This window comes from Sinorhizobium medicae (genome assembly GCF_007827695.1).
Lineage (GTDB): Bacteria > Pseudomonadota > Alphaproteobacteria > Rhizobiales > Rhizobiaceae > Sinorhizobium > Sinorhizobium medicae.
In genome coordinates, this window is record NZ_VITA01000012.1 from 46611 (window position 1) to 62717 (window position 16107).

The window sequence follows — 16107 nt, forward strand, 5'->3', positions numbered from 1 at the left end:
GCTCTTAGCAGATAACGAGATAAGAGCAACTCTCGAAAAGAGACCAGCTTCAGATACGAGATCATGCCTCGGGGGCATGCCGAACCGGCTGGATGGAAGCGAAAGGAAGAACATGTCTCAAAAATTGCTCGTTACCGGAGCGACCGGCCAGTTTGGCAAGCTCGTACTCGATGCGCTTCTGGAATCCGGAAAAACGAAGCCGGCCGATATCATCGCCACCAGCCGGGACACCGCCAAATTGGCAGGCTATGCGGCGCAGGGTGTCGAGACCCGTGCTGCCGATTTCGACGATCCGGCCTCGCTCGAACGGGCCTTCACCGGCGCCGGCCGCATCCTCATCATCTCGACGGATGTTCTCGACCAGCCGGGCAAGCGTCTCAAGCAGCATCTCACCGCGGTCGAGGCAGCGAAGAAGGCCTCGGTGAACCATATCCTCTATACTTCGATGCCCGCGCCGGAAGCATCGGTCATTCCCTTCGCAACCGACCATCTCGGAACCGAAGAAGCCATCAAGGCGACGGGCGTTCCTTACACCATCCTGCGCAATGCCTGGTACATGGAGAACCTTCTCCTGTCACTGCCCCGCGCCCTTGCGACAGGACGATGGTTCTCCTCCGCCGGCAACGGCCGCATTTCGCACATCAGCCGTCGCGACCTCGCCGCCGCCGCCGCTTCCGCGCTCCAATCAGGCTCGACGGAAAGCCGCACCTATACGCTGACGGGAGCGCAGGCTTACACGACCGACGAGATCGCCGCCCTTGTTACCAAAGCTACCGGCAAAGCGCTCGACGTCGTCCACATTTCCGACGAAGCCTTGGCCGGAGGCCTCAAGGGTGCGGGTGTGCCGGACTTCTTCATTCCGATCCTGGTGTCCTTTGACGCCAATACACGGGAGGGGCATTTCGATGTGGTGACCGACAACGCCATTGCCATGACCGGTCGGAACCCCACAGAACTCGCCTCCTTCCTCGAAACAAACAAGGCTGCACTCACGCACTGATCAGGAGCTCAGCAAGAGGACCTCGGCGAACCTGGTTCGGCCGGGGCCCCCTTGGCCCAAGGGTGTGGTGTTGCGAAACTTGGTGCTGCGTTAGCCGCACCTTCAGCGAATGGCCTTCTCGTTCGAGCTTTCCAGCGAGGGCGCGGCCTGACGAACCACTTTTCCTTCCTCCGCCTTGTAGAAATACTGGCTCGCCACCAGCCACCCCTTGAGAGGCCTTAAGGGGGGAATGCAGGTCAGGAGCATAAAGGGTCCGGTGACCAGCAGATGGACCCACAGCGCTGCGCCGTACTGCACTTCCAGCCACACGCCGAGCAAAACGCTCGGCACGCAGGCGAAGCAAATGACGAAGAAAGCTGGACCGTCCGCCGGGTCGGCGAACGAATAGTCCAGGCCGCAGACTTCGCATTCTTGCCTGAGCTTCAGGAATCCGTCGAACAGATGACCCTGCCCGCAACGGGGGCAGCGGCCGCGCAAGCCCGTATGCAGCGGCGACAGAGGCGGCCACACTTGATCCGGCATCGTTCTTCCTTTCAGCAGTCTTCCTGTTCCGCAAACCCTTAAGCCTGCGAGACGTTCCCACAGTCGGCGGAACCTTCACTTTGACGCGCACAAATTGACATACAAACCATACAGAAACAACGGATTGTATGCATATTGCGCCGCGGCAAATTCGCGCAACAAGGGCATTCACGCACCACGTCAGGCGCGACTGCAACGAATTCAGACAATGAGATTGTGTGCAGCCGGCGAGCGGGCAAGAAGGCCGGCGATGACGTCAAGACTCTCCCGCAGGTCATCGCGCGTTCGGGCGGCGCCGAGACCGAGCCGCACAGCTTCGGGTGGATCCGATATCGCAAAGGCATCGCTTGCGACGACGCCGATCCCGGCCGCTCGCAACTGTGCGGTAAACTCACCGCGATTCCAGCCGGAAGGAAGCTTCAGCCAGAGATGGAAGCCCTCGCGATCGCTCGAAAGGTCCGCGCCCTCGAGGCTCCTGCTCGCGATCTGCTGGCGTGCGCCGGCCTCGGTGCGGATTGCGTCCAGGACCGCCTGCGCCGTTCCTTCCTCCAGCCAACGCGTTGCGATGGCGACCGAAAGAGGCGACGTCATCCCGGCCGTCGCCCGAACCGCGCCTTCCAGGCGGATGGCCGCCGATCGGTCAGGCGCGACCAGATAGGCGATGCGAAGCGCCGGCGAGAGGCACTTGGCAAGACCTGCGACATGATAGACGAGGTCAGGCGCGAGCGCGGCCAATGGCGGAACGGGACTTGCGGGCAAGGCCCCGTAGGCGTCGTCCTCGATAATGGCTACGCCGTGGCGGCGTGCGATCTCCACGATAGCTTCGCGGCGATCGAGCGGGAGCGTGGCGGTCGTCGGATTGTGAAGCGTGGGATTACAATAGAGAGCCTTCGGCCTATGGAGGACGCACGCCTCCTCGAAGGCTTCGGGCAAGATCCCGTTGCGGTCGATCCCAACACTGACGAGTTCGATGCCCAGATAGGCGGCCAGCGAACGGAGGCCCGGATAGGCCAGCGCTTCGGCGCAGACCCTGTCACCCTTCGTCGCCAGCATGCCGACGCTCGCAAGCAATGCTCCTTGCGCGCCCGTGCAGACGACCATCCGATCGGCCTGAAGTCCACCGAGCCGCGGCTTGAGCCAGGCCGCCCCTGCAGACCTGTCCCGCTCCGTGCCGCCGACGGGCTGATAGCGCATCAACAGTTCAGGGCTCCGCTGGTCAAGCCCGCCATGACCGAGTGCCCCGACATCCGCCCACATTTTCGCCGACAGAGCCGGGTCGTCGAAGAGCGGCGGCAGATTCATGCTCATGTCGACAAGACCAGCCGCGAGGCGATCCGCTGACGGACGGCCCGAACTCCTCTCACGGGTCCTGACATAGGTACCCTGCCCCACGCGGCCCTCGACCAAGCCGCGCCGACGCGCTTCGTTGTAGGCGCGGCTGACGGTGGTAAAGTCGATACCGAGCGCCGCCGCCAGAACCCGTTGCGGCGGCAGGCGCATGCCGTTTGCCAGCCGGCCTGCGGCGATGTCGGCGGCGATCTCGTCTGCAATGGCAAGATAAAGAGGCCCCTTCGCTCTGTCGAGCGCCGGCACCCAGGAAACCTCAACGCGATCCTCGTTCATCGAAACCTTGCGACTGTTCAATGTATGGATGTTGCATGGAGGCTGCAGCCGGCGCAAGAGCGGTCGCCTCGGTATTCGCCCCGTAAAGGCACGCGCGCCGGCCCGGTCCGCGGGGAAGGGCATATATCCAAGGGCATATGGTGGAAGCGTTGTGAAGACGATAATCTCTGCACCGTATTTGAAGCCCAGAAAATCAAGCATTCAGCTAAATTGTAAGGCGAACGCGCGCCACCTGGCGCCCTGCCATCAGTAATCTTGGCCTCGGCCCCTCTTTTGACGTGGGCAGACACATGCAAACGCGAAGCGTTATCGAGATTGCCGGCTCTGGCATCCACTTGCCTGCTGAACTGATCATCGCCGGTTACTGGGCTAGCCAGACCGGCCTCGTGGTTTTCGTTCTTAACGGCGTTACCCCACCTGCAGTCAACGCGGTGCTGGACCCGATTGTCGTAACGCTGCCGTTTTCGATCCCCGGTGTGCTTTACGTGGACATCAACGATGAGAAGCGCGTGCGCGAGGCAGTTCTGTTCGCCGAAGAGATATATGCCGCGACCAGAGCTTTCCGCCGAATCGCGGCTCGTTGTCGGATAGCTCCGGACACGATCGAATCCGTCGGAATGGCCTTCTCAAAGCTGGATAGCAGGGTACTGCTTGAAAGAATTGCCCGCAGACGGAGCCTTGCCGAGGCACACCCCGCCTCCCCCATTGCCATCGGCGACCGCCTCGGTTGGCGTGTGGCTGACGCGACGGGCGGATCCCGGGCTCAGTTTGCAAACGTCCGGTAGCTGAGGCCATGGATTAGAGTATCCGGTTCGGAGAGAAGCGCAAATGCCTGTCTAAGGAGCTACGGGCGCCGTTAAGTTGCCTCGTGAAATCAGATCGCGGTGACCTGGAACTTTCCGTTAGTCGAGCTCGAAGCGCTCCTTATAGTCCTGTCTAAGGGCTGGTGGCTGATCCTCTTTCTTCAGAAAGCAATTGCCCACCACGAGGCATTCGACCTCGGTGCCCATGAAGCACCGGAATGCATCCTCAGGCGTGCAGACGATCGGTTCGCCGCGAACGTTGAAGCTGGTGTTGACCAATATCGGGCAACCGGTTCGCGCCTTGAATTCGCTCAGCAGCTGCCAGTAACGCGGATTGGTTTCTCGATGCACCGTCTGCACCCGGGCTGAATAATCCACATGCGTGACCGCGGGGATCTTCGATCGCGGAACGTTCAGCCGGTCTATGCCGAACAAATCGGCCTCGTCGGAAACCGTAGCCAGTCTGTGGCGGTCGAGCACATCGGCGACAAGCAGCATATAGGGGCTGTCGACGTCGATATCGAACCACTCCGCCACGTCCTCGCGCCTTACCGAGGGGGCGAAGGGGCGGAAGCTCTCGCGGTATTTGACCTTGAGGTTCAGCGTCTTTTGCATGGTTGGCGAGCGCGGGTCGCCCAGTATCGACCTCGCCCCCAGCGCGCGCGGGCCGAATTCCATACGGCCCTGCATCCATCCGACCGCCTTCTCCTCCACGAGAGCGTCTACGGTCGAGGCGATCAATGTCTCGTCGTCCAAGACTTCGTATACGGCACCGCTGGCGGTCAGCCGCTTCTCGATATCCCGCTGGTCGAATGCCGGACCAAGATAAGCTCCTGCCATCCCGTCTCGTCCGTCGGGGGATCGCCCGTTTCCCAGATAGCCGTGCCAGGCCGCCAGCGCCGCGCCCACCGCGCCGCCCGCATCGCCTGCGGCCGGCTGGATCCAGATATCGTCGAATATCCGCTCCTTGAGCAATTTGCCGTTTGCAACACAATTCAACGCGACGCCGCCGGCAAGGCAGAGGTGCCGTTCGCCTGTTTCCCGGCGCGCAAAGCGGGCAAGTCTCAGAACGATCTCTTCGGTAACCGCCTGAATCGAGGCAGCGAGATCCATCTCGCGCTGCGTCAGCGGCGATTCCGGAGTGCGCGGCTCCGCGCCAAACAGACTGTGAAAGGCGGGAGAGGTCATGGTAAGGCCGGCACAATAGTTGAAATAGCGTTGGTCGAGACGGAATGAACCGTCCTCCTTCAGGTCCACCAAGTTATCCAAAATTCTCTTTACGAAGATCGGGCGTCCATAGGGCGCCAGCCCCATCACCTTGTACTCGCCGGAATTGACCTTGAAACCGGTGTAGTAAGTAAACGCGGAATAAAGCAGTCCGAGCGAATGAGGAAAGCGGATCTCCTTCAGTATTTCGAAGTCCTTGCCGCGGCCATGGCCCAACGAGGTCGTGCACCATTCTCCGACGCCATCCATCGTCAGCACTGCGGCGCTGGGGAAAGGTGACGGAAAGAAGGCGCTGGCGGCATGGGCCAGATGATGCTCCGTGAACAAAAGCGAGCCGGACCATTCCTTTACGCCAGCTAGCTTGCCCAACTGGCTGCGCAACAGTTTCTTCTGGAACAGTTTCTCCTTGATCCAGAGCGGCATTGCCATTTTGAAGGAACGGAATCCCCGCGGAACTGATGCGAGGTAGGTCTCAAGCAGCCGCTCGAATTTCAGGAACGGCTTGTCATAGAACACGACATGATCGATCTGAGCCATTTCGCACTCGGCTGCGGCCAGGCAATAGGCCAGGGCGTTGGCCGGAAAGGCGGAGTCATGTTTCTTTCGTGTGAACCGCTCCTCCTGCGCCGCGGCAACGATGCGTCCATCTTCGATCAACGCTGCCGCGCTGTCGTGATAAAATGCCGAGATACCGAGAATACGCATGGGCGCAGCGGCTCAGAACAAGGTATAGATGAATGGAGCGACCGCCGTACCCTGTGTCAGCACGACCATTGCGCCAAAGACGCCAAGGACGATGAAGATCGGCAGGAGCCAGAACTTCTTTCGGACGCCCATATAGGTCCAGAGTTCGCGTATCAGTTCCATGCTAGTCCTCCCCGCAGACAGGGCATTGGCTCTGGCCCTGCGTCAAAATTGATTGCGCATCGTCGCCGGGTCAGGCTCGTGCGGCGCGCGCGCTGTCCAATAGCTGACGGCGCTCCGATCCAAAGCGCCGGCGAGCGGATTGTAACCGCGCCATTTCAGAAAAACGCCGAGGGGCACGAATGCCACCGAGTAGATCAACAGCATAAGCACCGGATTGACGACCTTGAACATCACCATGCCAAGCCCCATCCAGAGTCGGTTCGGAACCGAAAGCCAACCAGGATGAACGAGCGCCAATACAACGAGGACAAGACCTGCGACGGCAAGCGCGACCGAGATGAACGTGAACACACCGGTGATCGCCCACTTCACAAAAACGAAAGCGAGCAGTATTCCGCCGACGGTGTAGCCGAAGCTACGGTTCGACGGCCCCTCCAGCGCGTGCTCCGGAAAGGATTCATGCGAATTGTTCATTGGGCACTTCCCAGCGGCGAGTGCTAATATCTGCCTAATACTGATTGTTGCGACATGCGGTCGCGTCATTGCAATGAATAGATAAGATGCTGAGTATAGAACAAGCGGTATCCCCCTGGGTCAATATACCATTGGATATAGGGGAACCCGCTGGTCGCCCCGTCGGCAAGCGGCGGCAACGTGTCACCGCCACACTCTGACCTGAAACGACATTAATTTTGCTTGAGACTCTTCCGGAAAAAATTCGTATATTTCCGGCGCAAGAATATTCTCGAGATTATCCTACAGTATTTATTTGAATTCAGTCACAAGATTTTAAAACGGTTATCACCCAAGCCGTCACTGCAGAGGAGCAGGATAAGGCGCTCTTAAAGAGACGTTTTCCCTAGTCTTCGCACTATAAACGGTTTGCGAACGAGGATACGCATTATGAAAAAGCGGCATTTCGGGCTTGCGGTGTGCGTGCTTCCGGCCCTTTATCTGTTGCTCAGTCCCGTCTACGCGTTGCTCAATTACGATCTGTTCGCTGCTGAAGCCCCGCATTTCGTTCGTTATGTGGTGATCCCCGGCCTGCTCGCTGCGTGCTTCCTCGTTCTCGGCCTGTTTGCGAGGCCAAACCTTTCCATTCTTGCGGGCGTCTGCGGATCGAGCATTTTGCTCGGCCTCTTCCTGTTCGAGGCGATGCACACGGTAACGGCCGTATCCGTGCGTTTGGGAATGTTCGGACAACTCAGCGAAGCGCAGGCAGAAACGCTCAGACGCAACGATAATATGGTTCCCGGCTTCACGCTTCGATACCTGAACCGCGTCTCTGGCACCGACGAACTGCCCGAGGCGCTGCTTTCCGGATTTCCGGCTGCGGAAGTGGTGCTTTGCACGTCCGGCGATGGTGTGGTCAGCTACACCGCCGACCGATACGGCTTCAACAATCCCGATGACCTCTATGACGATCCGCTGGATTTGATGCTCCTTGGAGATTCTTTCGTGGAAGGCTTTTGCCTGCCGCCGGGAGATGACCTAGCGTCCCAATTGCGTGCGGGCGGTATCCGCACCGCAAGCATAGGCATACGCGGAAACGGCCCTCTGACCGAACTCGCTGCTCTCGGCCGCTTTGGCGAGATCTTGCGCCCGCGGCGCGTGATGATGGTCTTCTTCGAAGGCAACGACTGGGAAAATCTGGAACGCGAACTTGCAGTTCCGTGGCTCCGCACGGCGCTGTCGCCGGATGCGGACTTCGGTTTGCAATCTGCCGTGCAGAATGCGATGCGGCAGGCACGAAGCATCTTGACCGAGCATAGGAACGCTGCTGTGACAAGCGTGGACCTCCTCACCAGAACGGCCTTGTTTCGCAATTTCGTCGCACTGCAGCAGACCCTCACGCGCCTCGGGCTGGTTTATCCGAAAATTACTCCAAGCAATCCGGAGTTCAGACGAATCTTGCACCGGGCAAAGCAACTCACCGAGAGCTGGGGCGGCTCTTTTACACTGGTCTACGTGCCGAGGATCGACCGTTTCATGGGACCGTTCTCGTCTGATCGGCCCTTCGATCCGCTGAGGATAAAAGTCCTGGGCGCCGCCGCGGCGGAAGGGATCGAGGTCATTGATCTCAATCCGGCGATCCGCGCGCAGGCCGACCCACTGCTGATGTATGCGCCCGACGCCCATTTCAGTCGCACCGGAGCCGAGTTCGCGGCGAGCGAGATTCTTCGTCGCGTGGGCGCGGCAACACCGGGCTCCCGGCAGCTCCCGGGGCAAGTCGTGGAGAACGAATAGAGGCTTTTCCGTCCGGATGCCGGCCGAGCGCCGGCCCGGCAACACTGCCGCCGTCAGCCGTGTCCTAGCTGCAGTCGTTGAGCAAGATTGGCGAGCTCCACACGGGTGGTTAAATTGAGCTTGCCGTACACGCTGTGGAGATGGAGTTTCACGGTCCCCGGGGCTATTCCGAGCCTCGCGGCGATTTCGCGGCTGCGCAGACCCGAGGCCGCCAGACGCGAGATCTCCAACTCGCGCGGTGTCAACTTTTGCAAGACCGCGCGGCGTTCGGCATCCCGTTCCCGAATGCGGCTTACCACCGAATTCATGCTTTGGCCGGCAAGATAGGTGCGTCCCGCCACGACGGCCCGAATGCAGTCGACAAGAGAGCTCTGTGCCCGCGCCTTCAGGACGACGCCGCCCACGCCGTTCCGCATCGCTTCGGCAAGCTCTTCGTCGTTCATCTCGGCGGCAAGGATGACGCAGGATAGACCGGGCATTTCCCGGCTGAAGCGTCGAACGAGCTCCAGGTCATCCATCTCCGTCAGGTCTAGGTCGACGAGAACGAGATCGACTGGATTGGCGGATAGGGTATCGATCGCATCCGCGGCGGTTCGGCAGGCTGCAATCAAGTGCCATTCGGGCTCGGCGCCGATTATGCGCGACAGTTCGTCCAGATCCGTCTGGTGATCGGCGATCACCACGATACGAGGACTGATGGATGAGCCGGAATGCGTTTGATCTTCCCTGTCCATTGCCCCATCCCATAGATCGGGAGCACCCGTCCCATGGTGCCACTTGTGCGGCGCGGGTCCAACTGGCTGAAGCCGCCACAATCGAAGCTGCACCATTCTTCCGAAACTCGTGTTCTCGCGGAATTGCTATGTATTTCCGCAATCCCGGACGGGATTCATATCCACTCTTCCTGGAAATGATCTAGCCGGGCCCGAGCCGGCGATCGGTTTCGCTTGGCATCAGGTCCTTGAACATCCTCGGCACGAGAGTCATCGCACCGTAGACGCTAAGGTGGTCATCGTCGGAATACAAGGGGATGCCGTCCTTCTCGACAGCGCAGATGGGGTTGCACAGAAGCGGCACGGCGCTGACGCGCTGTACGCCCGGATCCTCATCGGCAATGGCCAGGACCGAATTCGCCTTTGCGCTGCGTGCCTCTACCGCCTGCCGCGTGGGTGGAGGCGGCAGTTCGGCGTCGATCAGGCGGTGAAGCCCGAGTGCGTGCGGAACAGACCAGCCGATTTCCGGTATGCCGTCCACTATGACGACGCGCCGCCCCGTATCGCGGATCGCTCGAACCGTCTTCAAAAACTCGCTCTTGAAGATTTCATAATTTCCGGCGGTGCTGTGGCTCGCCTCCTTGAAGTCCACACGGTCGAGGACTGCAGGACGTCCCGTTTCGCCGGGATAGCGTTTGCCGTTCGCCGCCAGTGGCCAACGTGCGCTCAGGACCACCACCGGGAAATCATCGGTTTTCTCCAGCATCGTCATGATAGCCTCGTTGAAGGCGACGCAATCACGGCTGTGTCTCTGGTCTACCCTCTGTACACCGAGGATCGGCGGGCATGCGCCTCTGAAGGCCACCGCGCCGCCGAGTTTCCGATCGTCCATCACAAAATCAAGGCCCGACATGAGCGCCCCTGCATGGGAGTCGCCCCACAGAAGCACATCGTTCCTCAGATCGGCGGGCGAACTTACTTCGCCTTCGATGCGGCACAGACCTTCACTTGGAAGCCTGCCTTCACACCGGCCACGGCGGGTGTCGACGTCGCGGCTGCCGGCATAGGCGAGCCGAACATCCTGAGGAAGACGTTCGGGGAGCCCCTCACCTATGTTTACGGCCGCCGAAACGAGCGAGAGGGTAACAGCGCCGGCAAGCCCTGACGCAACGATGAGGCGCGGCGAAAATCCGGCCGGCGGCCCGCGGCGGAAAGGCCTCTCGACGAAATAGAGGCTTGCGAAGGCGCATACGAAGGAAAGGCCTATGGCGATGAGTGCCTGCGCATGCGGCAGATCCAGCGTACCGAGCGTCAGACGGAAATAAACGATGATCGGCCAATGCCAGAGATAGAGGGAATAGGAGGCGAGACCGATAGCCACCGGCACAGGGCCGGACAGCAAGCGCGCCACAATTGTACGCCGTTGTTCACCCGACCAAAGCAACGCCAGCGCACCGAAACATGGCAGCGCGGCGGCGAGGCCCGGAAATGACGTCGCAGCACTATAGAAAACCACGGAGATGAAGATCGCTGCGATACCGGACAACGCAACCGCCTCGACCAGGCGCGCGTTTCGGCAGGCCGGAAACGCGCCGAGCGCCAACAGGACGCCGAGTCCCAGTTCCCATGCCCGCGTTGGCGCGAAATAGAAACTTTCCTGCGGATAGGGTCCAGTGGCCCAGGCGGAAAGCACGAAGGACAGGATGCATAGGCCGGCAAGCGCCCCGAGGACTGTTCTGCGCGGCTTTCCATGGAGCCACCAAAGGAGGAGTGGCAAGACGATGTAGAACTGCTCTTCGACCGCCAGCGACCAGGTATGCAGCAGGGGCTCCAAATCCGCACTCGGAGCGAAATAATCGGACGTGGAGAACCAGAACCAGATATTCGATGCGAACAACATTGTGGCCAGTGCCGAGCGCGCAAGTCCGACCAGCATGTCCGGAAGAAGCAGAAGCACACCCGCGACCAGACACGTCGCCACGACGACGAAAAGCGCCGGCAATATCCGGCGGGCACGCCGCTCGTAGAACCTGACAAGCGAAAAGCGCCCTTCGGCGAGCTCCTTATGGAGTATTCCCGTGATCAAGAAGCCCGATATCACGAAGAAGATATCGACGCCCACGAACCCACCGGAAAAGCCCGGAATGCCCGCATGATAAAGAACGACCGGTAGGACCGCGATCGCTCGCAGCCCGTCGATATCCCTTCGGTACTCCATGTGAGTGCACCTCGAGCATTGGCAATGAATTTATTCGAAATAACTTGATCTATAACGCTGTAGATTGAACTTTATAAAACAATTCGGATTGGACCGGCTCAAAACTGTGGCCCATGGTCTTTGGACCCGCCGTCTGCGCAATTCGATTCCAAAAAACACGCAGGCAGCCATTCGTCAAGTGGCTAGCGATGAAAGAGGAGTATCTCTCCTCAAACCTTCGGATGTTTCTAAGCCGCCTCGCCGCAGGCGCGGCGAAAGCGTCGCACGGTTTCGGCCATGCCATATTCGAGCGCATCTGCCGTCAGCCCATGGCCGATCGAGACCTCGGCGAGTTCGGGGATGTATTTGACGAGCAACGGCAGGTTTGCGACGGTCAGATCGTGGCCCGCATTGACGGCAAGCCCGAGGCCGATCGCGATCTCCGCGGTGCGGCCCAACTCGGTCGCGACCCGCTCCGCCTTCTCCGGATCATCGTAACAGCCGCCGTAGGGTCCTGTATAAAGCTCAATCCGGTCGGCCCCCGTCTCCTTCGCGATTTTCAGCGCTTGCAGGTCGGGGGTGCCATCAGCAAAGAGCGAGACGCGGTAGCCCTTCTTCTTAAGACTCCCGACAACGTTGCCGAGCAGGTTATGGCTCTTGTGAAAGTCCCAGCCATGGTCGGAGGTCGCTTGCGCCGGATCGTCCGGCACCAATGTCACCTGCTCCGGTTCATGTCGCTCGACGAGTTCGAGAAACGCCTCGTTCGGAAAGCCCTCCATGTTGAATTCAGCGGCCGGAAACTCGTCGTCTATCAGGTTGCGGATCGGTTGGAGGTCGGAAAAGCGAATATGCCTCTGGTCCGGCCGCGGATGAACGGTCAGACCGCTCGCTCCCGCCTGCAGGGCGATGCGGCCCAGCCCGGTCACCGAGGGCCAGGGGAGATCGCGCCGGTTACGCAGCATTGCAATTGCGTTGAGATTTACGGAGAGCTTTGCAGGCATGTCGAACTTTCAGACGAAATGCCCCGATCGCAAAAGGGGCCGAATGATGATTGCGCTGCTGTTCTAGCGCAGATTTCGGGAACAGGTAACGGTCTTTGCACGCTTTTCGCAAGCCGCGCCTCTTTGACAGGGCTTAACTACGTTGATATCAACGCTCCTGAAGGCGAGAAGCCTCAAAACCCCGGAGGAGAGAGATCATGGCGACCCAGACCACGCTGATCCCCGCAACGGAACTGGCGGCGCGCAACCGCGCCCGCTTCCCCAACGAAAGCGCCGAGTACCGGCAAGCCCGAAACGCGCTGCTCGCCGAAGAGATCGAATTGAGGCGCCACCTCGAGCGGGTGGCGGAAATGCGAAGACGACTGCCGCCCGGCGGTGAAGTGGCGAAGACGTACCGCTTTGAGAGCGAGTACGGGGCCGTCACGCTAGCCGATCTCTTCGGCGAGAGGGACACCCTCATCGTCTACAGCTACATGTTTGGTCCGCAACGCGAAAAGCCTTGCCCTATGTGCACCTCCCTGATGGCGGCTTGGGAAGGAAAATTGCCAGATATCGAGCAGCGCGTGTCACTCGCTATGGTCGCCCGTTCGCCGATCGAAAGATTGCTCGCCGCAAAGATGGCTCGTGGCTGGACCCAGTTGAAGGTCTACTCCGATAGCGACGGGGACTTCACCCGCGATTATGTCAGTGCCGGCGACGAAGATGTTCCGGGCTACACCGTGTTTACGCGCAAGGACGGAACGATCCGGCATTTCTGGAGCGCGGAGATCAGCAACGAGATGGCCGATCCGGGCCAGGACCCTCGTGATGCACCGGATCCGGACCCTCTTTGGACCCTGCTCGACACCACACCCGAAGGCCGGGGCGGCGACTGGTACCCGAAACTCGAATACCGTAACGGCTGAAGACGTCGGCCGCATCGAAGGCTGCCGCCTGCCCGCCCCCGATCGGAGCGGTGCAGGCGTTGCACTGGCGTCCGCCCTCGAATGGGGAAATTTTTACTGTTTGACATCACTTTCCGACGGGCGGCCTGACAACCACCATCTTTGGGCCTAAGTTCCGAATCAGATTAAAGTTGCTTATGTGCTAAAACACAATTCCGGCATTGAGCCGCACACTTTCTTGGAGCCACCGATGACGCCTGCCGAAAGGCCATGCGATGAGACGATCCGGCGAGCGCTCGCCCGGGTTCTCGACAGCAAGGGCTTTCAGCGCTCCGAACGTCTGCGCACGTTTCTCTCCTATGTGGTGGAAAAGGAAATCATCGGTGAAGGCGCTCAGCTGAAGGGCTACTCGATCGCCATTGATGTTTTCGGACGCGGCCAGACCTTCAATGCCGACAGCGATCCTCTTGTGCGCGTCCATGCCGGCAAGCTGCGCAAGCTGCTTAAGGCATTCTACGAAACGGATGGCGCCGGCGAAGAATGGCAGATCGCCATTCCCAAGGGGACCTATGTGCCGGAGTACCGCCGGTGTTCAAACGGCGTCGAGGCATTGCCGGGCCCGGATGCCGCGGGCGCCCGCCGTCGCCAGCCCGGACGCGGGCCACCCTGGCAGCCCGCCCCCTTTTCGTCCCCCTGGGCCGTGCTTACCGTGCTGCCGCTTCTCCTTTTCGCCCCTCTGCCGGCCTCGGAAATGTCGCTCGACATCGATGCCGAGGCTAAACTCGTCAATGGTCCGATGGCCGCCGTCAGGGGGCTTCCCTCCGTCAGCATCAGCGTGACAGGATCGCAGCACAGGAGCACCCGGCGTTTCTCCTCGCAACTGCGTGATGCGGCGCTTCGGCATGGCACACTTGCCCAGGCGCACGTGTCTGATGGGAACCGCACACCGGCATCCGGCAATCAGGCGCTTGCGTTTTCCATCGCGCTCGCCTGGCACGATGCGCCTGCGGCGGGCATCCGGGTCACCCTGTCCCACGATGGGGAAGGCATCCCTTTGCGCCAGGACTTCATCTCCGCCGACCGCCTCGATAGCGAGGCCGATGTTCTCTACGAAAGCACTTCGCTTGCAGCGAAACTCTTCTCGCTGGACGGCGAGATCTATGCGCATGCCGCACTGGAAGGCTTGCAAAGTACCATGATGCAATGCATGTCGGCGACTGCCAAGTACCGGAAGCTGCTGACGCGCGACAGTTTCCAGCAGGCCTGGAACTGCCAGCAGAAGCTCAAGCCCCTCAAAGGCGACGAGCCCTTCTTCATCCTTTCCGTAAGCAGTCCGCACAAGATCAATGGCCATTGAATTTTACGCCTGTGGCCATTCACGCAGGTGGAGACGTGCCGGCGCGGAGTTGCGCACCGGATTGTAATCACGGCCGGCATCATCTGTCGCCATTGGTGATGGTCATCAAGCGGGCTGAGAGTTGTCTTCACCCAAAGGCAGCGGTAGTATTCATTGACAGTTCCTCGGTTTTGTAGAGTATTTCAAGGAACAGTGCGCCGGGTTTTCGGCCGAATATGCGAATGAACGGACGCCCGTTTCCATTCGACGCCACTCAATGGCGCCTCCTACGATCTGTATTCGGTACGGGCAGTACGCTTGGAGGACGAAATGAAGAATTGCACGATCACGCTTACCCTCGCAGGCTGCCTTGCCTTGTCCGGCTGCCAATCCGCCTCGATGACCGGCGGACGGCCCGGTGAGTTCGGCTGCATCGCGGGCACCGTCGGTGGGGCGGTCGTGGGTGGCCTGGCCGGCGCGACCATCGGCTCGGGAACGGGCCAGCTATGGGCTGTAGGTGGCGGCGCCGTGCTCGGCAGCGCTGCGGGCAGTGCCTTGACCTGCACCCGATAAGGGGGCCGGCAGTGATGAAAAGATCAGTCCTCGTGACCGCGCTTGCGCTTTCCCAGGTGACTCTTGTCCAGGTGAGTACGGGGGCGGCGCAGGATCAGCCTGGTGCCATGAACCAGGGCCAAATGAGTCGACTCGATCGTGACGGGAACGGCGCCGTCGACCGACCCGAGTATCAAGCCTTCATGACCTCGGCCTTCACGAACATGGACAGGAACAAGGACGGAAGCCTGCGCTCGGAAGAAGTGGCGCAGATTCTCGACGGAAAGCAGTTTGCCGCCACCGACGCCGACCGCGACGGCAAGCTTAGCCAGACCGAGTTCCTGAACAGGGTCATGGCTGATTTTCAATCGGCCGACAGAAGCGGCGACGGCAGCCTGCAGTAAGCCCCGTCGCCGCACAGACAACCATCAGTCACGATGTCTCTGCGGAGCAAGCGCCATTACCTGTGCATATGCCATCGGCGACCGGCTGCCGGGCATGTTCTCGTCGAGCACCAGGGTCTTCACGTCGTCGGAGCGGACGTCCAGCGCAATGACGCGCTCGAGCTTGTCGATCTGCCAGACCGCGTAGCCGAGTTCGGGAACATATCCGCAGTCGCACCCGCAATCGCCACCGAGGATCTCCCGCGGCTCATCCGGCAGGTACATGATCTGCGGCTTCGGCAGCTTGTAGCATTGACCTTCATAGGCATAGCCGTAGATAACACCAATACTCTTGATGTATCGCTCGCCACCCTTCTCGAAGTTCTTCGACGGTATGTTGACGCTGACTGGGAGCTGATTGAATTTCAACTCGTCATCGAATATTGCAAGGACAATCTGTTGCCTGAAAATGCCGGCGAGAACATCATTGTCGATCGTCCCGAGAGCCGCTTCCTTAACTATTCTGACGAGCGTTCTGAGGTCGTCTTCCTTTAGTGATGTTTCGCGTAACGATGTTTCGATTCTTTGCCGGATTTGCTCGTCTGTAATCTTGAAGATTTCTTCCCGCGTCGCCGGCCGCCCGTAAAGCCGCACCTCGCTTGGATTGTAGGTATCGTAAATCGGCTTGGACAGACCCTCCGGCTCTCTGCCCACTCCGGGATTGCTGCTGCAATTACTCATCTTCCTCTCCT

The 16107-nt window shown here is 60.1% G+C and carries 16 protein-coding genes; 7 read left to right on the plus strand and 9 right to left on the minus strand.

Annotated elements, in window-relative coordinates:
- Positions 1–112: 112 nt before the first annotated feature.
- A complete protein-coding gene (locus FB009_RS20115; RefSeq protein ID WP_011976105.1) occupies positions 113–1000 on the plus strand; it encodes an SDR family oxidoreductase in 888 nt (295 codons plus the stop codon).
- A gap of 102 nt (positions 1001–1102) precedes the next feature.
- Here FB009_RS20115 and FB009_RS20120 read toward each other — a convergent pair whose 3' ends face one another.
- Positions 1103–1522 (minus strand): DUF983 domain-containing protein, encoded by a 420-nt coding sequence (locus FB009_RS20120; protein WP_102045215.1) that lies wholly within the window; start codon positions 1520–1522, stop codon positions 1103–1105.
- Between the two features lie 201 nt (positions 1523–1723).
- Entirely contained in the window at positions 1724–3145 is a 1422-nt protein-coding gene (locus tag FB009_RS20125) for an aminotransferase-like domain-containing protein (protein WP_162304032.1), read from the minus strand.
- A gap of 290 nt (positions 3146–3435) precedes the next feature.
- On the opposite strand from FB009_RS20125, the gene FB009_RS20130 reads away from it, so the two are divergent.
- The gene (locus tag FB009_RS20130) at positions 3436–3930 is read left to right on the plus strand and encodes a hypothetical protein (protein WP_024311484.1); all 495 of its coding nucleotides are present in this window, start codon (positions 3436–3438) and stop codon (positions 3928–3930) included.
- A gap of 117 nt (positions 3931–4047) precedes the next feature.
- Here the strand turns inward: FB009_RS20130 and FB009_RS20135 are convergent, their stop codons facing one another.
- From FB009_RS20135 to FB009_RS20145, 3 genes are read right to left on the minus strand one after another with little or no spacing between them, the layout of a single operon-like run.
- Positions 4048–5880: a carbamoyltransferase family protein gene (locus FB009_RS20135; protein WP_011976109.1), complete on the minus strand. Its 1833-nt coding sequence runs from the start codon at positions 5878–5880 to the stop codon at positions 4048–4050.
- Between the two features lie 12 nt (positions 5881–5892).
- Positions 5893–6042 (minus strand): DUF5989 family protein, encoded by a 150-nt coding sequence (locus FB009_RS20140; protein ID WP_011976110.1) that lies wholly within the window; start codon positions 6040–6042, stop codon positions 5893–5895.
- Between the two features lie 42 nt (positions 6043–6084).
- Entirely contained in the window at positions 6085–6516 is a 432-nt protein-coding gene (locus FB009_RS20145) for a hypothetical protein (RefSeq protein ID WP_011976111.1), read from the minus strand.
- 429 nt (positions 6517–6945) lie between these two features.
- Here FB009_RS20145 and FB009_RS20150 point away from each other — a divergent pair, with 429 nt between their 5' ends.
- Positions 6946–8289 carry a hypothetical protein gene (locus tag FB009_RS20150; RefSeq protein WP_011976112.1) on the plus strand — a complete coding sequence of 448 codons (1344 nt, stop codon included), beginning with the start codon at positions 6946–6948 and terminating at the stop codon, positions 8287–8289.
- 53 nt (positions 8290–8342) lie between these two features.
- Here FB009_RS20150 and FB009_RS20155 read toward each other — a convergent pair whose 3' ends face one another.
- From FB009_RS20155 to FB009_RS20165, 3 genes are all read right to left on the minus strand, one after another.
- Complete coding sequence (locus tag FB009_RS20155; protein WP_011976113.1) at positions 8343–9023, minus strand: LuxR C-terminal-related transcriptional regulator; 681 nt, start codon at positions 9021–9023, stop codon at positions 8343–8345.
- A 181-nt stretch (positions 9024–9204) separates the two neighbouring features.
- Positions 9205–11220: an acyltransferase family protein gene (locus FB009_RS20160; RefSeq protein WP_011976114.1), complete on the minus strand. Its 2016-nt coding sequence runs from the start codon at positions 11218–11220 to the stop codon at positions 9205–9207.
- 227 nt (positions 11221–11447) lie between these two features.
- Complete coding sequence (locus FB009_RS20165; protein WP_011976115.1) at positions 11448–12200, minus strand: pyridoxine 5'-phosphate synthase; 753 nt, start codon at positions 12198–12200, stop codon at positions 11448–11450.
- Between the two features lie 197 nt (positions 12201–12397).
- Between FB009_RS20165 and FB009_RS20170 the strand changes: the two genes are divergently transcribed.
- From FB009_RS20170 to FB009_RS20185, 4 genes are all read left to right on the plus strand, one after another.
- A complete protein-coding gene (locus FB009_RS20170; protein WP_011976116.1) occupies positions 12398–13105 on the plus strand; it encodes a DUF899 family protein in 708 nt (235 codons plus the stop codon).
- Between the two features lie 229 nt (positions 13106–13334).
- Positions 13335–14441 (plus strand): hypothetical protein, encoded by a 1107-nt coding sequence (locus FB009_RS20175; RefSeq protein WP_011976117.1) that lies wholly within the window; start codon positions 13335–13337, stop codon positions 14439–14441.
- A 309-nt stretch (positions 14442–14750) separates the two neighbouring features.
- The gene (locus tag FB009_RS20180) at positions 14751–14993 is read left to right on the plus strand and encodes a glycine zipper 2TM domain-containing protein (RefSeq protein WP_011976118.1); all 243 of its coding nucleotides are present in this window, start codon (positions 14751–14753) and stop codon (positions 14991–14993) included.
- Between the two features lie 14 nt (positions 14994–15007).
- The gene (locus FB009_RS20185) at positions 15008–15376 is read left to right on the plus strand and encodes an EF-hand domain-containing protein (RefSeq protein ID WP_011976119.1); all 369 of its coding nucleotides are present in this window, start codon (positions 15008–15010) and stop codon (positions 15374–15376) included.
- A 24-nt stretch (positions 15377–15400) separates the two neighbouring features.
- Here FB009_RS20185 and FB009_RS20190 read toward each other — a convergent pair whose 3' ends face one another.
- Positions 15401–16096, minus strand: coding sequence for a hypothetical protein (locus tag FB009_RS20190; protein WP_011976120.1), 696 nt, complete (start codon positions 16094–16096; stop codon positions 15401–15403).
- Positions 16097–16107: the final 11 nt, after the last annotated feature.

Coding starts and splice junctions, on each gene's coding strand:
- FB009_RS20160 (WP_011976114.1), bottom strand. CDS start 11,220: ATGGAGTACCGAAGGGATATCGACGGGCTGCGAGCGATCGCGGTCCTA.
- FB009_RS20190 (WP_011976120.1), bottom strand. CDS start 16,096: ATGAGTAATTGCAGCAGCAATCCCGGAGTGGGCAGAGAGCCGGAGGGT.
- FB009_RS20155 (WP_011976113.1), bottom strand. CDS start 9,023: ATGGACAGGGAAGATCAAACGCATTCCGGCTCATCCATCAGTCCTCGT.
- FB009_RS20150 (WP_011976112.1), top strand. CDS start 6,946: ATGAAAAAGCGGCATTTCGGGCTTGCGGTGTGCGTGCTTCCGGCCCTT.
- FB009_RS20175 (WP_011976117.1), top strand. CDS start 13,335: ATGACGCCTGCCGAAAGGCCATGCGATGAGACGATCCGGCGAGCGCTC.
- FB009_RS20115 (WP_011976105.1), top strand. CDS start 113: ATGTCTCAAAAATTGCTCGTTACCGGAGCGACCGGCCAGTTTGGCAAG.
- FB009_RS20120 (WP_102045215.1), bottom strand. CDS start 1,522: ATGCCGGATCAAGTGTGGCCGCCTCTGTCGCCGCTGCATACGGGCTTG.
- FB009_RS20130 (WP_024311484.1), top strand. CDS start 3,436: ATGCAAACGCGAAGCGTTATCGAGATTGCCGGCTCTGGCATCCACTTG.
- FB009_RS20170 (WP_011976116.1), top strand. CDS start 12,398: ATGGCGACCCAGACCACGCTGATCCCCGCAACGGAACTGGCGGCGCGC.
- FB009_RS20145 (WP_011976111.1), bottom strand. CDS start 6,516: ATGAACAATTCGCATGAATCCTTTCCGGAGCACGCGCTGGAGGGGCCG.
- FB009_RS20125 (WP_162304032.1), bottom strand. CDS start 3,145: ATGAACGAGGATCGCGTTGAGGTTTCCTGGGTGCCGGCGCTCGACAGA.
- FB009_RS20165 (WP_011976115.1), bottom strand. CDS start 12,200: ATGCCTGCAAAGCTCTCCGTAAATCTCAACGCAATTGCAATGCTGCGT.
- FB009_RS20140 (WP_011976110.1), bottom strand. CDS start 6,042: ATGGAACTGATACGCGAACTCTGGACCTATATGGGCGTCCGAAAGAAG.
- FB009_RS20180 (WP_011976118.1), top strand. CDS start 14,751: ATGAAGAATTGCACGATCACGCTTACCCTCGCAGGCTGCCTTGCCTTG.
- FB009_RS20185 (WP_011976119.1), top strand. CDS start 15,008: ATGAAAAGATCAGTCCTCGTGACCGCGCTTGCGCTTTCCCAGGTGACT.
- FB009_RS20135 (WP_011976109.1), bottom strand. CDS start 5,880: ATGCGTATTCTCGGTATCTCGGCATTTTATCACGACAGCGCGGCAGCG.